The following is a 17,931-nucleotide window of genomic DNA, read 5'->3' as shown; positions in this document are numbered from 1 at the left end:
TTTATTTTAATTCCTTTCATGTTCAAATTGCTTTTTCTCATTCAATTAATAATTCATTTGTTATTTCTATTTTTATTAATTCAATTTCATTTTCTTTAACTCAACATATAAAATGAATATTTGATAATTCATAATTATTATTTTTTAATAATCAATAATACGCTATTATTTGTAATTTTGATTTTTCTAATAATTCTTTAGTAAAAACTTTATAAGTTTTAAAATCTATTATTATATTTAAATTATTTTCTTTATAAATTAAATCTGGTGTTCCAGCAACAATATCATAATTAAACATTTTTTCACTAATATATTCATTAGTATTAATAAATTTAATTGGTAAATAATCTAATAATGTATAACAATAATTTAAATAATTTTGTGAAAATAAATCTTTAATATAATTTTTAATTTGATTATTTATATTTTTAATATTTATATTTTTAAAATATAATTCTGCTACTTTATGAACTACATTACCACGAATTCTTGCATTATGAATATTAAAACAATATTTACATTTATTACATTTACAATATGAATTACCTAAATAATAATCAAGTATTTTACTTACTGATATTAATTCTTTATTTTGAATAAAATATTGATGTGTTTCTTTTTTAAAAATTAAATTATTTTTTTGATTGTTTAATTGCATTTTTAATTAAATCTCTTACAAAATCATTCATAGTTATATTTCTTTCATAACAATATGTTTTTAATTCATAATGGTCATTTTTAGTAAGACGAATTTTTAAATTTTTAATTAATAATTTATCTTCATGTTTTTTAAGTGCTGCTGCTACCATTTATATTTATCTCCTTTAACCTTTAATAATTCTTTTATAATCAATAATTGCTTGTTCTAATTGATTTGCATTTTTATAATTAAAATAATCACAACTAATTTTTAAATCAGCATCATTATCAATTTCAATTTCTAAATCTTCATATTTACTATTAAATTCTTCTTTTAATTCTTCAAATTTTTCTATTAATTTCATTGCATTTTGTAATTCTAATTGATTCATTTTTTACACTCCTTTAAAATTTTCTAATTGTAATTCATTAATATAATATTCATATAAAGAATCTCAATTATTTGATGTTAAATACATATCTTCTTCAATCATTTCATCAATACATTTATTACAATAATAACTATTATCTATTTCACTAATTCATATATATTTTTCATGATGAATATTACAATTCATAATCATCACTCATTAATTTATAAAAACATTTATTACATAATCTATTACCAAAAGAAGATTGTTTTCTACATTTATCACAAGAACCAATCATTCTATATTCTCTACATTCCATAATTATTTACTCTCTTTCTATAATTTTTAATATTTCTTGTATTTCAATATATTTTTGATTTTTAAGTAATTTTTCATTACATAAATTTTTAATTAATTCTATTTTTTCAACATTTAATAACATATTAATTTCCTTTAATACTTTAAATAAAATATTTTTTCATTATGAGTATTTATATCTTTCATTGGTGTAACAATATAATTTATTGCTAAATCATTATCATTATATGGGTTATTTATTTTAAAACTTTTCATATCTTGTTCTCATATAATGTTATATTTAAAACATTCTTGATTTTTATCATTTGTAAAAATATAATAACCATTATATTGTTCATAAAATTCACAAGATATTAATTCATTTTCATTTGTAGTAATATCTGAAATATTTTTTATATATTTTAAAATATCACTACCTTTAATACTTTCAATATCTTTTGTAATTGTTTTTTTACCTAATTTATAATTAAAATCTTCAATTATTTTTAATGTTATTTTTTTATTATTTTGATTAATAATAGTATCTTTAATAGGAAATCATGTTTCATATTCACCAATTTCTAATAACATACCTTTAGTTGTTTCTCTTACTTTATTTTTAATATCTAAATTAACATTAATCATTACGAATCCTTTCTATGTATAAGCCTTATCACCTACAGTGATAAAAGGCTTATATACTACTAACTAAATACTTCTACTACTCTACGTAAGGCTTATGCTACTGTAAGTAGCAAAGCCTTGGAGGGTAGGGGTTCTAGGGGAAGGGAACCAAAAAATTTCAAGTTTTAAAAGAGCAACACAAAAATTACTATTAGTTATATCTGCACTATAGCCTTTAATAATTTTTTATTTAGTTATGTAATAATTAATTACTTTAATAAAGTACAGATTTATCAAAATAATTAATTATAATTGTTTAACAATTAAAAATGAGAGTTTTATCTCTCATTTATGTTTTTATTAAATCGTATCCAAGTTTGCAATGCGCCCGACTTTTAATTACTAAGACAACTAAGGGTCGTAAAATAACAATTATTGGTAAAGAGTATATTAATAATAATATAATTTTATTTAGAAAATAATTATTTTTGATATTACTGTAAAACAATTGTTATTTATAACGAATGTTGGTATTCTTATATAGTGCTTAAATAATATACAATCTATGTTTATACAAATAAAATGATTTAGGAGTGAAGAAATATGAACACTTCTTCTAGGACAAGAAAAACTAAAAATCTTGGATTTTTTTTAAGGATTTTTAGTTTAATAATTATTGTTTCTGCAATAATAATTTCAGTAGTGTTTAGTGCTAAATATGTTGAAAATAATAGTAAATTAAGTATTGAGTTTGCTGGTGGTTATCAAACACAAGTTCAATATGAGGGTAAAGGTAAACAAAAAGATGTTATTAATTTATTAAAAGACAGAGTTGACCCTTTAGGTACTAGTAACGTTTATATTGAAAGCATTACTAGCAATAATAATAAGTATAATTTAGCGTTGAGTAAAGATGCGGGAGTTGATATTTCTACTTTTGTTCACAGTGTATCACGACGTGGTTATTCTTATATTGTTGATAAAGATGGTAATGACTTATTAGCAACCGAAAAGAAAGATGACAAAGCTACTACTTGAACAAAAAGAGATAAAAGATTATTAACTAGTGATGTTTTTTCTGCTATTAAAGCTGTTAATAATTCTGTTACTCATCGCCCAGAACTTGTTTTTGATGTTAAAAATGATTCAGTTTTAAAAGAACTTACTTCTGCCAAAGAAAATACATTTTATATTTATTCAGATATTGGTCAGTTATTAGATTATATTCGAAGTAGTATGGAGGGTATTCGCTCCCTTGCTTTTATAATTGATAATCTTAAAAATGATACTGATGGTAAGATTAAAGCATCATTAACATCATTATTAGATAATAATACACCAGGTCTTGGTAAAGGTACTGATATTTTAGCTAGAGCTAAAGCACAAGACCCTACTTTAGCACGACTATTAAATCCTAATCAAAATGGTCAATTTGGTATTAATTGAATTTATTCTGATAATTTAGGTTCAGTTCATAGTCTTTGTCTTTCTGTTGATACTAATGATGAAAAAAATACATATGATCCTGCTAATCGCTTTGATCCTTTTGCTTCTCCTATTGTTGGTTCACCTATGAATGCATGATTGCCTTATATTAAAGATTTATTACGTTTACCAGATGTTTCAGATATTTTACATGAAGATGTTATTGATTATCGTTATATTCCATATTGAGTTGGTGAAGTTAAAGTAACTAACAATAGTATTTCAATTAATTCAGATACTTTTAATCTTGAAACAGTTGAACAAATGAAAAGTGTTTTAACATCAGGATTGTCAAAAAATAATTTTACTATGTTATCTTATGCTAATGTTAGTCCAACGCTAGGTGCAACATCTTTAAAAATTGCAGTTGTTATTATTATATTAGTTACCTTTGTTCTTATGACTATTGTTCTGTTTTATTATCGTATGTTAGGAGTTATTGTTCTAATTATAATATCATTATTTTTATTATTTACTATTGTTAGTTTTGTTTTCATTAATGGCATAATTGCTCCTGAAAGCGTAATTGCTTTAATTATTGGTTTTGCACTATTATTAGATACGATTATTAATTTGTTGGAACGTTTTAAAAATGAATATATGCAAGGTAAAACTTTGATTAGTGCTTTTAAATCAGCAAATAAGAAAACATTATCTTCTTCATTAGATTGTAGCGCTATTATTTTAATTGTTAATTTAACTATTTTCTGATTTGGAACTCGTGCTATCAAAGGTTTTATTATTATGACTTCTATTGCTACTTTTGGTGTAATTATTTTTGGAATTATCTTATTAAGATTAATGTTATGAACATTATTACGAAATAACTGGTTAGAAAATAAACCTCAACTTTTAGGAACTAATAATATTAGTAGAAAAAGCACTATAGTTTTAAATAATTCAATAGATACAAATAATATTAAAAGTAGTGATAAAAAAATAAAAAAACAATTAATTTCAGAAAAATGTCAGCTTCAAATTAATTTTAAAAATAAAGTTAAAGAATTAATTAAAAAATTTAAAATTGATAAACAACAATTAAAAAAAGAACATAGTAAATCAAGATCAGTTTATAAGTCAAAAGTAAAAGATTTAAAATTAAATCTTTTACAAGAAATTAATAAATTGAAACAAGAATTAATTAATGCATTAAAACCGTTAAAAATTCAAATAGTTAAAGCAAAAGACAAAAAAATATTAGTTATTAATTTTAAAAATGTTTTTTCAAAACTTAAAATAAGTAACTGAAATTATTTTCATAAATTAACAAAATGAATTCTTTCAGGCTCTGCTGTTATTGTTCTTGCTTCAGGTATTACTTATGGTGTAATTGGTTCAAATTTTGGTTCTGGTTTTGATCAACGAACTGATTTTGTTGGAATGGGTACAATTACTCAAGATCCAAGTGATCCTAGTTACAATATTATTAAAGAAGCAGAATTAGCAAAAGATTTTATTAGTAAAGAAATTCAAAATAATAGTCAATTTAGTAAATATTTTAAAAATATTAATTTTTCCTTAATTGCTGGTGGTGAAGGAAAACCATATCAGTTTAAAATTATTGTTCAAACAACAGTAAATTCTCAAAGTATGCAGCAAAGGTTTAAGAATTTTTTAGGGGAGATTACTAGAAATTGAAAACAAGAATCTATTTTACAATGAGGAGAAATTGATCTAGTTGTTGCTAAGTCAGGTGTAGATTTATTAGTTAATATGATTATTTCAATTGCTTTATCTTTTATTGTTATTTTAATTTATATTATTATTAGATTTCAATTAACTTATGTTATTCCTTTAATTTTAGCTATTATTTTTAGTTTACTAATGACACTTGCTATTATTAGTATTTTCCAAATTGTAATTTCTACTTCAATTGTTGGAATATTATTGGGAGTAATGATTTTAACAATAATTAGTATTATGTCAATTTTTGATAATATTCGTGAAATTAAGATTAATAATAATCAAACACAAGTTATTAGCACAGAAGAAATAATTGAAATTTCAAATAAAAGTGTTCAAAAGGCTTTACCAAGAACATTAGTTATTAATGGTGTAGTAATAATAACATCAGTAATTGTTATGTTTATTATTCCTAGTTTCTGAATAGTTAGTTTATCATTATTAATAGGTTGTATAGTAAGTTTAGTATCATCTTACTTTATTGCTCCTTTTATTTGAATTTATTTTGAGAAATGAAGAGTTTATAAATATAAAAAACGTATTAATAAAATTAAAAAACATTTCATTGGTGCAGATGAATATGTTATTAAAGGTATTAATGAATAGGTGGTTGCAATGACAAAAGAATCATTAAAAAAAATTATTATTAATATTCCTGATTTTCCAATTAAAGGTATCCAATTTAAAGATATTAACCCAATATTAAGTAATCCAGAAGCATTTCAAAGTGTTGTTAATATTTTTGTAGATTTTATTAAAAAATGTGGAGCAACAGCAATTTTAGCACCTGAAGCAAGAGGATTTATTTTTGGTGCTGCTATAGCATATAAGTTGGGTATCAAATTAGTTCTTGCACGCAAAAAAGGTAAATTACCAGGTAAAACCTATAAAGTAACTTATGATTTAGAGTACGGTACTGCTATATTAGAAATGCAGCAAAATGTACTTTCAACAAAAGATAAAGTAGTAATAATTGATGATTTGATTGCAACTTCGGGAACAATTAATGCTTGTCTTAATTTAATAAAACAAAGTAATGCTCAATCAGTTGGCATTGCTACTTTAATTTCGCTTTCTGAATTTGCTAATAAACATCATTTTGATAATATTCCGCTGTTAGAAATAATTCAGTTTTAATAAGTAGTAAATAATGAATAATTTAACTTGTAAAGATTTTAACCAATTATTAGCGGAAGCAAAAACATTTATCAAAGATCCTAAGCAAATTACAAAAATTAAAGTAGCTTATGAATATGCATTATTAAAACATAAAGATCAATATCGAAAGAATGGTGATCTTTATGTTTATCATGTTTTATCAACAGCATATAATTTAGTATTATGACATTTAGATGTCTCTTCAATACAAGCAGGATTTTTACATGATATTTTAGAAGATACACCAACAACTTTTGATGAGTTAGTAGCAGAATTTGGTTTGGAAGTTGCTAATTTAGTTTTAGCTGTAACTAAAGTTAGTCATTTTGCAAAAGAAAAAAGAAATGAAATTAAAGCTAATTATTTACGTAAATTATATTTAAGTTTAGCTCATGATATTCGTGTCATTATTATTAAAATGGCAGATCGTTTACATAATATTAGAACTATTAATTTTTTAAATCCCGAAAAACAAATAATTATTGCTAAAGAAACTTTAGAAGTTTATGCTTCTATTGCTCATCGTCTAGGTATTCGTAAATTACAATCAGAACTAGAAGATCGTTCTTTTGCAGTATTACATCCTAAAGAGTATAAAAAAATTGATAATCTTATTAATTTGGATCGTGAAAAACGTGAAAAATTAGTTAATGAAATTATTAAAGAATTAACTAAAACATTATCACAACATAAAAATTTAATTTTTAAAATTTATGGTCGTAGTAAACACTTATATTCTATTTATCGTAAAATGTATTATTTTGGAAAAGATTTTGATGATATACATGATATTTTAGCAATTAGAGTTGTTACTAATTCTATTGATAGTTGTTATGCCATTTTGGGTTATATTCATCAAAGTTTTACTCCTGTTCCGGGTAGATTTAAAGATTATATTGCAACACCAAAAAATAATATGTATCAATCATTACATACATCTGTTGTTTTTGATAATGAAATTTATGAATTACAAATTAGAACTGAAGAAATGGAAGATTTTGCTGAAGCAGGTGCAGCTTCGCATTGAAGATATAAAGAAGGGGAAAATAAAAATCCTAAGAAACGTCAAGCAGAAATTGATGAAAAATTAAATATTTTTCAAGAAATATTAAATTTAAATGACTTAAATCCAAATGTTGATGAAAACATATTAGCAGATAATATTGCCAAAGATAATAATTTAGAAAAAGAAATTCGACAAGATATTTTTAGTGATTTAATTTATGTATTAACTCCAAATGGTAATGTTATAACATTACCATTTGGTTCAACTGTTTTAGATTTTGCTTTTAAAGTTCATACTGAAATTGGTGAAACAACAGTAGGTGCAAGAATAAATGGTATTTATTCTCCTATTAATACTGTTTTAAAATCAGGTGATATTGTTGAAATTAAAACTGCTAAAACTGCACGCCCTTCTCGTGATTGATTAAATATTGTTAAGACCAATTTTGCTCAACATAAAATAAAAAAATATTTAAATAATCAGCAAGAAAAATTTAATCAAGAAAATAAAATTAAAGATACAGAAAACAAAGAGAAAATAAAAAAAACAAAGGAAAAAATAGAAGAATATATTATTGAAAATCACATTCGTTGAAAAATTGCAAAACGTAATGTTATTATGTCAAGAATTAGAACATTAAAATATAAAACGTATGAAGATTTTTGCTTAGATGTTGCTAATGGAACTTATACAATTGAACAGGCGGTTACTACTATTTTATATAGTGATTCAGTAACATTTCAAGAATTAAAAACTAAACAACAAACAACAATGAATTTAAGTAGTAATAATGAAATTATTATTGAAAATGCCCCCAATACTAAAACATCATTGGCTCATTGTTGCTTACCTATCCCTGATGAACCAATTGCGGGTTATATTACTAAAGGGCAAGGTATTAAAGTTCATCGTTTAATTTGTCCTAATGTTAGTTTGCCAGAGCGTAAAGAACGTATTATTGATACTAAGTGAAATTTATTAGCAACCAGTCATCATCTTTATAATTCAAAAATTCAAATTCAATATTTAGATCGACCAGCATTGATGACTGATGTTTTAAATATTTTGGGCTATTTAAAGGCACAAATTCAAAGTATTGATGCTAATAATAAGCTTAAGGAAAATCATGGAAGTTTAAAAATTTTAATTAAAGTTTCTAATATTGAACGTTTACATCAAATTATTTCATCAATTAAAAAAATTCCTGATATTATTGCAATAAACAGAATAATTATGTAATATTTTAGTATAATATTTTCAGCATTTAAAAGTAAATTTAGGGTAAACATTAAGAGACAGTGTGGTTGGTGCAAACATTGGTTAACTAATTTTATGACATTAAATAGCTTGTATTATTAATTAATTAAATATGATAAATTATAATTAAGTGCATTTACTTTGTAAATGAATTAGGATGGTACCGCGTTAAGAAACGTTCCTAAAATAAAGGAACGTTTTTTTAGAAGATTTATTTTTTATTAAAAGGAGTAAAAAAAGTATGCAATTTCAAAAAGCAAGAGGAACACGTGATATGTATAATGAAGAGGTTATTATATATCGTAATATTATTAAATCTTTAACACAGTGTGCAATTAAATATAATTATCAAGAATTTATTACTCCTATTTTTGAAAATGCTCAACTATTTTTACGAGCCGTGGGAGATACAACTGATATTATTCAGAAAGAAATTTATCAATTTAATGATAAAAATGATAGATTATTAGCTCTTCGTCCTGAAGGAACAGCGGGTATTGTTCGTGCTATAATTGAAAATAAATTATATAAATCTAAGCAAACGTTAAAGTATTTTTATTATGGTTCAATGTTTCGATATGAAAGACCTCAAAAAGGGCGTCAACGTCAATTTAATCAATTTGGTATCGAAACTGTTGGTGTTAAACATCCTTTAGTTGATGTTGAAGTAATGATGATGGCCCTAGAAATGATAAAAAGTTTTTCAATACCAAATTTAACTTTAAATATTAATTATTTTGGATCTAATGAAACAAAAAATAAATACCAAATAGCACTTAAAGAACAATTATTAAATCAAAGTAAGCAATTGTGTGAAAATTGTCAAATTAGAGTTAAAGTATCGCCACTAAGAGTTCTTGATTGTAAAATTTGTACTAAATTAAATTTAGAAATACCATATTTAAATGATTTTTTAACTAATGAAGAAAAAACATATTTTACAACCATTATTAATAGTTTAAAAAATAATAAAGTTAATTTTATTATTGATGAGCATTTAGTTCGTGGTTTAGATTATTATAATGGTATTATTTTTGAAATAACTACTATTGATTCACGAATTGGTGAAAGTCAAAATACTTTACTTGGTGGTGGTAGATATGATAATTTATTTAATGAATTGGGCTCACCATTAAAAATACCTGCTATTGGTTTTGCAATTGGTATTGAAAGATTAATGTTATTATTGGTAGAAAATAAAAATATTAATAAACCACCAATTATTGATTTACAAATTATTGCTTTAAGCGAATTAGGATTAATAATAGCTTCCGATTTATTATTACAATTACGTAAAGAAAATTATCATATTGATATGGAATATAATTTATATCAAGATAAAAATAAGTCACAGATTATTGATCGTAGTTTAGCCAAAAATATACTATTTTTAAAAGAAAAAAATCAGGTTAGTTTTTATTCTTTTGTTAAAAAAGAAATGATAAAATTAATTTTTGATACTGAACAGCAATTGTTTAGTAAGGTTAAAAATCTATTATTAGAGGAGAATGAAGAATATGGAAAAACTCTTTAGAACTCATACATGTGGTAATTTAACGCAGGGTGATATTACAAAAGAAATTATTATTAGTGGTTGAGTTAAAGATATTCGTATTAATAAATTTGGTATTTTTATTGATTTACGTGATATGTATGGAACAACACAAGTCATTGTTAAACCAGATAACGGATATTATCAAGAAATAAAAAATGTTAAAGTTGAATCTGTTTTAAAAGTAATTGGAACAGTTGTCTTACGAAAAAATAAAGATGCAAAAACTGCTAATGATATGATTGAAGTAGTAGCAAAAGATATTGAAATATTAAGCAATTCTATTAATTTACCATTTGTTATTAAAAATGATAATACGCTTGCTAGTGAAGAATTACGTTTACAATATCGCTATTTAGATTTAAGAAGACCAGCAATGAATTATAATATTAAATTTAAACACCAAGTTCTTAGTTGCTTACGAACATTTTTGAATCAAAATAATTTTTTAGAAATTGATACTCCTTGCTTAACAAAATCAACACCAGAAGGTGCTCGTGATTTTTTAGTTCTTGCTCGTATTCAAAAAAAACATTTTTATGCTTTACCACAATCACCACAAATTTATAAGCAATTATTAATGATATCAGGTATTGACAAATATTATCAAATTGCTAAATGTTTTCGTGATGAAGATTTTCGTGCTGATAGACAACCCGAATTTCAACAATTAGACTTAGAAATGGCATTTACTACTAGTAAAGAAATTAAATTAATAGTAGAAAATATGATAATAAGTCTTTTTAATACTTTAAAAATTGGTAATATTCCCTCAACATTTTCATCGATTACCTATGATCAAGCAATGGATTTATATGGTAGTGATAAACCTGATTTGCGTTGTACATGTAAGTTAATAAATATTAATATTAACAATAATAGTGATGGATTTATTTATAAGGGTTTTATAGTTAATGATAAAATGAATGAAACAACTATAAAAAAAATAACAGAAATTAGCAATCAGCATGGAGGAAAAACATTAATAATTTATGACTTAATTAAGAAAAAAATTATTCATAATAATTCTAAAGTAAAGTTTGATGATTTAGTTTTAGCAGAAGAAATATTAAAAATAAAATATAATAATAATTTTTTAATTTTCGTATATGAACAACAAGATGTTGCTAATAAAGTTATGGGTGCTATTAGAAGTTTTTATATTAATGATTTGTCAAAACGAATTAATCATAAAGATTTTATGAATAATATTGAAAACTTTGAATTTATTTGAATTATTGATTGACCAATGTTTGAACAGGAAGAAAATAAATGACAAGCTTGTCATCATCCTTTTACAAGTCCAAAAAATCCTGAAAAATTATTAGATATAAAAAATAAAGATTTAGGAACTTTAACTGCAGATGCTTATGATTTGGTTTTAAATGGTTTTGAAATTGCTGGTGGGAGCATTAGAATTCATGATTATAAATTACAAAAAAAGATTTTTGAATTATTAGATTTAAGTAAAACAGAAATTGAAAATAAATTTGGTTTTTTCTTATCAGCTTTTAATTACGGAGTTCCTCCACATGGTGGTATTGCTTTTGGCATTGATCGTTTATTAATGATTTTAATTAAGAATGAATCAATTCGTGATACTATTGCTTTTCCTAAAAATAATCGTGGTATTTGTTTATTAACAAATAGTCCTAGTGAAATTTCATCTGATCAGTTATCAATATTAAATTTGGAATTTAAGAAGTAAAATTTTAATTTTAAAGTGATTAGAAGTTTAATAAAATTAGAAAATATAAATATTAAAAATCTCTAATGAAAAATAATTAAATTGTTTTTCATTAGAGATTAATTATGTAATTTAATTGAAATCAATTTTTCAATAATGTTAAATTAATAATTATTAATTTCAATTATATTTTTTTTGATATTTGTTAATATTCAAGTTCAATAAATGGTTCACTATCTTTGGTTTTTAGATGTCATATAGCTGGTAAATTTTTTTGAACTAAAGTAAAGACATTATTTGGTGGTAAGCATTTATAAAGTGAACCATCATTAGTTTTAGTTTTTCCATCTCCGTTTCATGTAGTAACATATAAAAAATTTGTATTTTTATTAAAAACTAATGATAGTACTCCCCCTTTTATTCCAGACATTGGTTTAAAGTTTGTTTCTTCTGCTAAACATTTGTAAACTTCACCATTACTAGGAGATTGATATGAACCGGTTCAAACTCCTGCATAAATATTATCATCATTGTCAAAAGTTAAAGAAGAAACAGATTTATTTATACCATCCATTTTTTTAAAAGTATTTTGATTTTTTTGATATTTATAAACGTTACTGGAATGGCAACCCTTTTTAGGACTATTTTTTGGTAGACATTTTTTCATGATATTTAACTGGAGTTAGGTAGTTTAAAGTGCTGTGGATTCGTATGTTGTTGTATCAATTGATATAATCAAATAATTCTAATTTTAATTGGATTAATGATGTAAAATTTTTATCATTAATAAATTCAGTTTTGAAAGTTTTGAAAGTTGCTTCAGCAACAGCATTATCATAAGGACAACCTTTTTTGCTTAAAGAACGGGTAATATTGAATGCTAATAAAAGTTTATCAATAGTTTTATTATTGAATTCATTACCGCGATCACTATGAAATATTTGAATATCTTTTAAACAGCGATTTGATTGCATAAATGCTTGATATACTAATGATGCATCTTTTTTAGTATCTACACACTATGTCCAATAATTTCGCGGTTAAATAGGTCGATTAATAAGCAAATATAGTTTCACTTACCATTAACTTGAACATAAGTTAAATCACTAACAATAACTTCATTTTTAAGCCTATTATTAAAGTTTCTATTCACAAGATTGCTTATTTGGCTATCATTGACTTTGTTATGATGATTTTTAAATGATAATTTAGTGTATTTTGATATTAAATTATGCTGATTCATAATTTCTTTAATTTTTTTGCGTGATAAATAAATTTCTTTATTTTCTAGACTGACTTTTAATCTTCTTGTTCCATAAACTTCTTTATTTTGTTTAAAAGCACTAATAACAGCTTCATCATACATATTATTTTTGATTTTATCTTCTTTTTTCTTTAAATTAAAATAATATGTTGATTTAGAAAGTTTTAAAAAACGACAAATTGGACGAATTTTATATTTAGATTTATTATTTGTAATAATCTCTACTTTCTGCCTATTATTAGTGCTGCTTGCTTTAAAATATCATTCTCCATTCTTAATTGTTTTAATTCTTTATTTGTTGAATTAATTGTTTTTCTAAATCTGAAAGATTATCTTTAGTTTTAAAACTGCCTGAATTTGTAAATTGCTTAATTCATTTATAAGTAGCTGCTCTTGTAACGTTGTATTCTTTAGCAAGGCAAGATACTGATTTGCCATTTTGATATAAAGATACTATTTGTTTTTTAAATTCATCATTATATGAGTTAATATTGGCCATAATTATATTTCCTTTCTTTTAACTAATTTGTTCACTTGTCTACGTAATTAGTGTCCAATAAAGTGTAACCCATCCAACATCTGATAGTGAAAAATATTCGGTTATTGCAGATGATCACTTAATGAAAATTAATGATCTTTTTTAAAATAAATTGTTAAGAACAGGTGCACCACCCTCATAAATATAGGGCAGAAAATGCTAATGCAGCACACTTTTTAAAAGATTTAGGTTTCAAAACTGGTGATGAAATTGGCGTTTATTCAGATGAAGAATATGCTGAAATTGTTAGTTTAACTGTTAGTATTAAAAATACTTTTCCAGGAGAAATTAAAGAAAAATACACCGAAGATAGTTTTGAATTAGAAGCAGGTACGTGTCAAATTGATATTATCAAAAATAATGAAATTTTAAAATCTTATATTATTAATACAGCTGACAATAAGGATTTAGATGTTAGTCAAGAATTTCGAAAAATTTTACCTGATTTGAAACTTTATAACAATGTGGGAGTTAAAAAAGGAAGTTTAGCCTCTGATTTTAAATTAGAATTTGCACCATATAAACAAAAGCAATGAGAAGCTTTAATTAGTTTATTAAATACAAAAGTTTATACATTTTTTTATGATGCTGCTAAAAATGGTAATAAAATTACTGGATTTGTTAATGTTCAGAGAGTGTGATTACAAGTAGATTTTGGGAAAGTAAATGCACTAAAAGATTCAAGAATTGGATCATTACCAGTTTTAGATTAAAACTATATTAACACAATTATATTTTACAAAAAGAGCAGTTGACAATGCTCTTTTTGTGTTAATTAATAAATTATTTTATCTAGTCTTATTTTAATATTTAAGTTTGTTGAATTAATTTATTTTTTCTTTTATTCATAAATAAAATAATTTGATATTTTATTTATGAACTAAATTTATAATTATCAAATAAGAGGGGGTGTTAAAATGATAAATAATGTTGTATTAGTAGGTAAATTAATGAATGAACCAGAAATAATACCAACCAGAGAACAAATTCCAACAAAATGGACCAAGTTTATAATGGCTGTTGAAAGACCTTTTAAAAATCGTCAAAATCAATTTCAAATTGATTTTATCACTATTAAAACTTGAATAGCTAATACAGAGGAATTAAAAACACTATTAAAAAAGAATGCAATTATTGGTATTAAAGGTAGAATTCAAACATTTGCTAATAAAGCTAATGATTTTTACTATACAGAAATTATTGCTGATCGTATTATTTATTTAACTTAAAAGTAATTAAAAAATGGTCTTAATTATTGAGTAATTAAGACTATTTTTATTTTTACTACTAATAAGTTTATAGTCACTTTATATTTTTTCAAATTAAAACGATATATAGTAAAATAAATTTGTTATAATTTTACTATAATTTATTAGTATAAAAGGTTAGGAGCAAACAAAATGAAAATTGGAATTGTAAGTGATTCAGCTACTGGTTTTACCGTTGAAGATATGAAAAAATATCCTGAAATAATAATTATTCCTTTAAATATTATTGAAGGAGAAAATGCTTATGATGATAATAACATTGATATTGATAGTGAAACAATTCGTAAAAAGATGATTGATGAACACTGTATTTTAAAAACTAGTCAAACTAGTCGTGGTAAACTTGAACAATATTGAGATAATGCTTTAAGTAAATATGATCAAATTTTATTTTTACCAATTGCTAATAATGCTTCAGGACAATATGCAAGTTCACAAGTTTTACAAAAAGAAGAAAAATATAAAAATAAAGTTCATATTTTAGAAACAGGTGCTGCTTCAATACCTTTAAAATTTATGGTTTTAATTGCTTTTACTCTTGTTAAAAATGGAAAAAAAATTCCTGAAATTTTAGGAATTTTAAATAAATTTCGTAAAACTTATGAATCTTATATTGCTCCTAATGATTTAAAATTTTTGGCTCGTGGTGGTAGATTACCAATGAGTAAAGCAAGAATTGGTAATTTTTTACGTTTTAAACCAATTTTAAGATGTAAAGAAACAATTGATAATATTGGTAGAGTTAGAACCTTAAGTAAAGCTATGGAAGAAATGTTAGATATTATTACTAAAATTAAAGACGTTACTAAAGAAACAATATATATTATTGATGGTTGATGTAGAAAAGATATTATTGATGAAGCAATTAAAAAAGTAAAAAATAGAGGATTTACCAAATATAAAGTTGAACCATTATGTAATATTTTAAAAACACATACTGGTAATAATACTATTGGTTTTTCAGTAGTACCTAATCAATGAGTAAAAGAAGTCTAATAAAAAAGTAGTTTTATAAAAGATTGATTAAGTATTCTGTTTTTTAGAAAATATATAAAAAACTTTAAATCTAAAAAAGAATGTTAGTAAAGGTTAATTTAGTTTACTAACATTCAGATTTTTTCAACTTATAAATAATAAAATATTAAATATTATGATTTAAATTCTTATTAATAATTAAAGTTTTAAACTAAAGAAATAATTGAAATAATTGAAAAAATTTAATAAAATAAATATTTATAAATCAAAGTAATGGTTTTTTAATTTATTGAGTTTTAACTATAAAATTAAAAAATATTTTTATTAAGTATCCTTAACCATTTCATAGTATAACTATTTTATTTTTTTAATTTTAATAGCCTTTTTCATTTAGTGGTATTTTAAATCAAAAACCTTCATAACAAACAACATTTCCAAAATTATTTTTATATTTTTGATAAGAACGACAAATATTATTATAGGCTTGATAATAACGTTTTTTATTAGTTTTATCAATGTGGTAAACTTTTAATATTGCTTCTTCCATAGTGTCATAAACACCTAAACAGTTATCTTCTTTATCATATCTCGCATAAATAAAATTATTTTTTTTCATTTTTAACTCCAATACTTTTTTATATATTCCCATAATTTAAGATTTACTTAGAACATAGATTATATTTATAATATTTAGGATTTTAAAAAAATATGAAATGGTGTAAGAACATTAAATTAGTTTGTAAATTTATAAAAAATAAAATGATAAGTTAAATTTATGACAATATTAAAAATATTGTTAATAACATAAATTGATAACAAATTATTTTTTTATAGAATATAGTTTTAATTGAAAAATTATTATTGGATGGGTTACACATTATTGGACACTAATTACGTAGACAAGTGAACAAATTAGTTAAAAGAAAGGAAATATAATTATGGCCAATATTAACTCATATAATGATGAATTTAAAAAACAAATAGTATCTTTATATCAAAATGGCAAATCAGTATCTTGCCTTGCTAAAGAATACAACGTTACAAGAGCAGCTACTTATAAATGAATTAAGCAATTTACAAATTCAGGCAGTTTTAAAACTAAAGATAATCTTTCGGATTTAGAAAAACAATTAATTCAAGCAAATAAAGAATTAAAACAATTAAGAATGGAGAATGATATTTTAAAGCAAGCAGCACTAATAATAGGCAGAAAGTAGAGATTATTACAAATAATAAATCTAAATATAAAATTCGTCCAATTTGTCGTTTTTTAAAACTTTCTAAATCAACATATTATTTTAATTTAAAGAAAAAAGAAGATAAAATCAAAAATAATATGTATGATGAAGCTGTTATTAGTGCTTTTAAACAAAATAAAGAAGTTTATGGAACAAGAAGATTAAAAGTCAGTCTAGAAAATAAAGAAATTTATTTATCACGCAAAAAAATTAAAGAAATTATGAATCAGCATAATTTAATATCAAAATACACTAAATTATCATTTAAAAATCATCATAACAAAGTCAATGATAGCCAAATAAGCAATCTTGTGAATAGAAACTTTAATAATAGGCTTAAAAATGAAGTTATTGTTAGTGATTTAACTTATGTTCAAGTTAATGGTAAGTGAAACTATATTTGCTTATTAATCGACCTATTTAACCGCGAAATTATTGGACATAGTGTAGGTACTAAAAAAGATGCATCATTAGTATATCAAGCATTTATGCAATCAAATCGCTGTTTAAAAGATATTCAAATATTTCATAGTGATCGCGGTAATGAATTCAATAATAAAACTATTGATAAACTTTTATTAGCATTCAATATTACCCGTTCTTTAAGCAAAAAAGGTTGTCCTTATGATAATGCTGTTGCTGAAGCAACTTTCAAAACTTTCAAAACTGAATTTATTAATGATAAAAATTTTACATCATTAATCCAATTAAAATTAGAATTATTTGATTATATCAATTGATACAACAACATACGAATCCACAGCACTTTAAACTACCTAACTCCAGTTAAATATCATGAAAAAATGTCTACCAAAAAATAGTCCTAAAAAGGGTTGCCATTCCAAAATACAATTATCTAGTTATTATAAATTAAAACTTAAATTTAAAA

The 17,931-nt window shown here is 23.2% G+C and carries 17 protein-coding genes and 1 pseudogene; 9 read left to right on the top strand and 9 right to left on the bottom strand.

What is annotated here, in order from left to right:
• Window position 1: 1 nt before the first annotated feature.
• From ACI2WJ_RS06985 to ACI2WJ_RS06960, 6 genes are all read right to left on the bottom strand, one after another.
• A complete protein-coding gene (locus ACI2WJ_RS06985; RefSeq protein WP_400255295.1) occupies window positions 2–658 on the bottom strand; it encodes a PD-(D/E)XK nuclease family protein in 657 nt (218 codons plus the stop codon).
• Window positions 633–809 (bottom strand): hypothetical protein, encoded by a 177-nt coding sequence (locus ACI2WJ_RS06980; RefSeq protein WP_199188879.1) that lies wholly within the window; start codon window positions 807–809, stop codon window positions 633–635. Before ACI2WJ_RS06980 ends, ACI2WJ_RS06985 begins: the two co-directional genes overlap by 26 nt.
• A 15-nt stretch (window positions 810–824) precedes the next feature.
• Entirely contained in the window at window positions 825–1,031 is a 207-nt protein-coding gene (locus tag ACI2WJ_RS06975) for a hypothetical protein (RefSeq protein ID WP_400255294.1), read from the bottom strand.
• Between the two features lie 3 nt (window positions 1,032–1,034).
• A complete protein-coding gene (locus tag ACI2WJ_RS06970; RefSeq protein WP_400255293.1) occupies window positions 1,035–1,217 on the bottom strand; it encodes a hypothetical protein in 183 nt (60 codons plus the stop codon).
• Complete coding sequence (locus ACI2WJ_RS06965) at window positions 1,207–1,329, bottom strand: hypothetical protein (RefSeq protein WP_400255292.1); 123 nt, start codon at window positions 1,327–1,329, stop codon at window positions 1,207–1,209. Before ACI2WJ_RS06965 ends, ACI2WJ_RS06970 begins: the two co-directional genes overlap by 11 nt.
• A 134-nt stretch (window positions 1,330–1,463) precedes the next feature.
• Window positions 1,464–1,952: a hypothetical protein gene (locus ACI2WJ_RS06960; RefSeq protein ID WP_400255291.1), complete on the bottom strand. Its 489-nt coding sequence runs from the start codon at window positions 1,950–1,952 to the stop codon at window positions 1,464–1,466.
• Between the two features lie 582 nt (window positions 1,953–2,534).
• Here ACI2WJ_RS06960 and secDF point away from each other — a divergent pair.
• The 5 genes from secDF (at window position 2,535) to aspS (ending at window position 11,780) form a co-directional block, all read left to right on the top strand.
• Window positions 2,535–5,705, top strand: coding sequence for a protein translocase subunit SecDF (gene secDF, locus ACI2WJ_RS06955; protein WP_400255290.1), 3,171 nt, complete (start codon window positions 2,535–2,537; stop codon window positions 5,703–5,705).
• Between the two features lie 9 nt (window positions 5,706–5,714).
• Window positions 5,715–6,236 carry an adenine phosphoribosyltransferase gene (locus tag ACI2WJ_RS06950; protein WP_252319153.1) on the top strand — a complete coding sequence of 174 codons (522 nt, stop codon included), beginning with the start codon at window positions 5,715–5,717 and terminating at the stop codon, window positions 6,234–6,236.
• A 13-nt stretch (window positions 6,237–6,249) separates the two neighbouring features.
• Window positions 6,250–8,502, top strand: a complete 2,253-nt coding sequence (locus ACI2WJ_RS06945) for a RelA/SpoT family protein (RefSeq protein ID WP_400255289.1) — start codon at window positions 6,250–6,252, stop codon at window positions 8,500–8,502.
• A 259-nt stretch (window positions 8,503–8,761) separates the two neighbouring features.
• A complete protein-coding gene (gene hisS / locus ACI2WJ_RS06940) occupies window positions 8,762–10,054 on the top strand; it encodes a histidine--tRNA ligase (protein ID WP_338957451.1) in 1,293 nt (430 codons plus the stop codon).
• Entirely contained in the window at window positions 10,038–11,780 is a 1,743-nt protein-coding gene (aspS, locus tag ACI2WJ_RS06935) for an aspartate--tRNA ligase (protein ID WP_400255288.1), read from the top strand. The genes hisS and aspS overlap by 17 nt, the downstream gene beginning before the upstream one ends.
• A 184-nt stretch (window positions 11,781–11,964) precedes the next feature.
• Here the strand turns inward: aspS and ACI2WJ_RS06930 are convergent, their stop codons facing one another.
• Window positions 11,965–12,333 (bottom strand): hypothetical protein, encoded by a 369-nt coding sequence (locus ACI2WJ_RS06930; RefSeq protein ID WP_400255287.1) that lies wholly within the window; start codon window positions 12,331–12,333, stop codon window positions 11,965–11,967.
• Between the two features lie 67 nt (window positions 12,334–12,400).
• Window positions 12,401–13,522 (bottom strand): annotated as a pseudogene (locus tag ACI2WJ_RS06925) (IS3 family transposase).
• Between the two features lie 164 nt (window positions 13,523–13,686).
• On the opposite strand from ACI2WJ_RS06925, the gene ACI2WJ_RS06920 reads away from it, so the two are divergent.
• The 3 genes from ACI2WJ_RS06920 to ACI2WJ_RS06910 all read left to right on the top strand — a co-directional run bounded on the left by ACI2WJ_RS06920 (window position 13,687) and on the right by ACI2WJ_RS06910 (window position 15,825).
• Window positions 13,687–14,274, top strand: coding sequence for a hypothetical protein (locus ACI2WJ_RS06920; RefSeq protein ID WP_400255286.1), 588 nt, complete (start codon window positions 13,687–13,689; stop codon window positions 14,272–14,274).
• A gap of 204 nt (window positions 14,275–14,478) precedes the next feature.
• Window positions 14,479–14,790 (top strand): single-stranded DNA-binding protein, encoded by a 312-nt coding sequence (locus ACI2WJ_RS06915; protein WP_400255285.1) that lies wholly within the window; start codon window positions 14,479–14,481, stop codon window positions 14,788–14,790.
• A 171-nt stretch (window positions 14,791–14,961) separates the two neighbouring features.
• Window positions 14,962–15,825, top strand: coding sequence for a DegV family protein (locus tag ACI2WJ_RS06910; RefSeq protein WP_252319596.1), 864 nt, complete (start codon window positions 14,962–14,964; stop codon window positions 15,823–15,825).
• A 352-nt stretch (window positions 15,826–16,177) separates the two neighbouring features.
• On the opposite strand, the gene ACI2WJ_RS06905 is transcribed toward ACI2WJ_RS06910, so the two are convergent.
• Entirely contained in the window at window positions 16,178–16,420 is a 243-nt protein-coding gene (locus tag ACI2WJ_RS06905) for a hypothetical protein (protein WP_400255284.1), read from the bottom strand.
• A 322-nt stretch (window positions 16,421–16,742) separates the two neighbouring features.
• Between ACI2WJ_RS06905 and ACI2WJ_RS06900 the strand changes: the two genes are divergently transcribed.
• Window positions 16,743–17,863, top strand: a protein-coding gene (locus ACI2WJ_RS06900; RefSeq protein ID WP_400254491.1) for an IS3 family transposase whose coding sequence is annotated in 2 segments (ribosomal slippage) — window positions 16,743–16,986 and window positions 16,986–17,863 — 1,122 coding nt in all. Because the reading frame shifts where the segments join, the coding sequence is not laid out codon by codon here.
• Window positions 17,864–17,931 lie beyond the last annotated feature (68 nt).

The organism is Spiroplasma endosymbiont of Cleonymus obscurus (genome assembly GCF_964273375.1).
Classification (GTDB): Bacteria; Bacillota_I; Bacilli_A; order Mycoplasmatales; family VBWQ01; genus Spiroplasma_E.
This window is presented reverse-complemented; position numbering and strand designations above follow the sequence as displayed.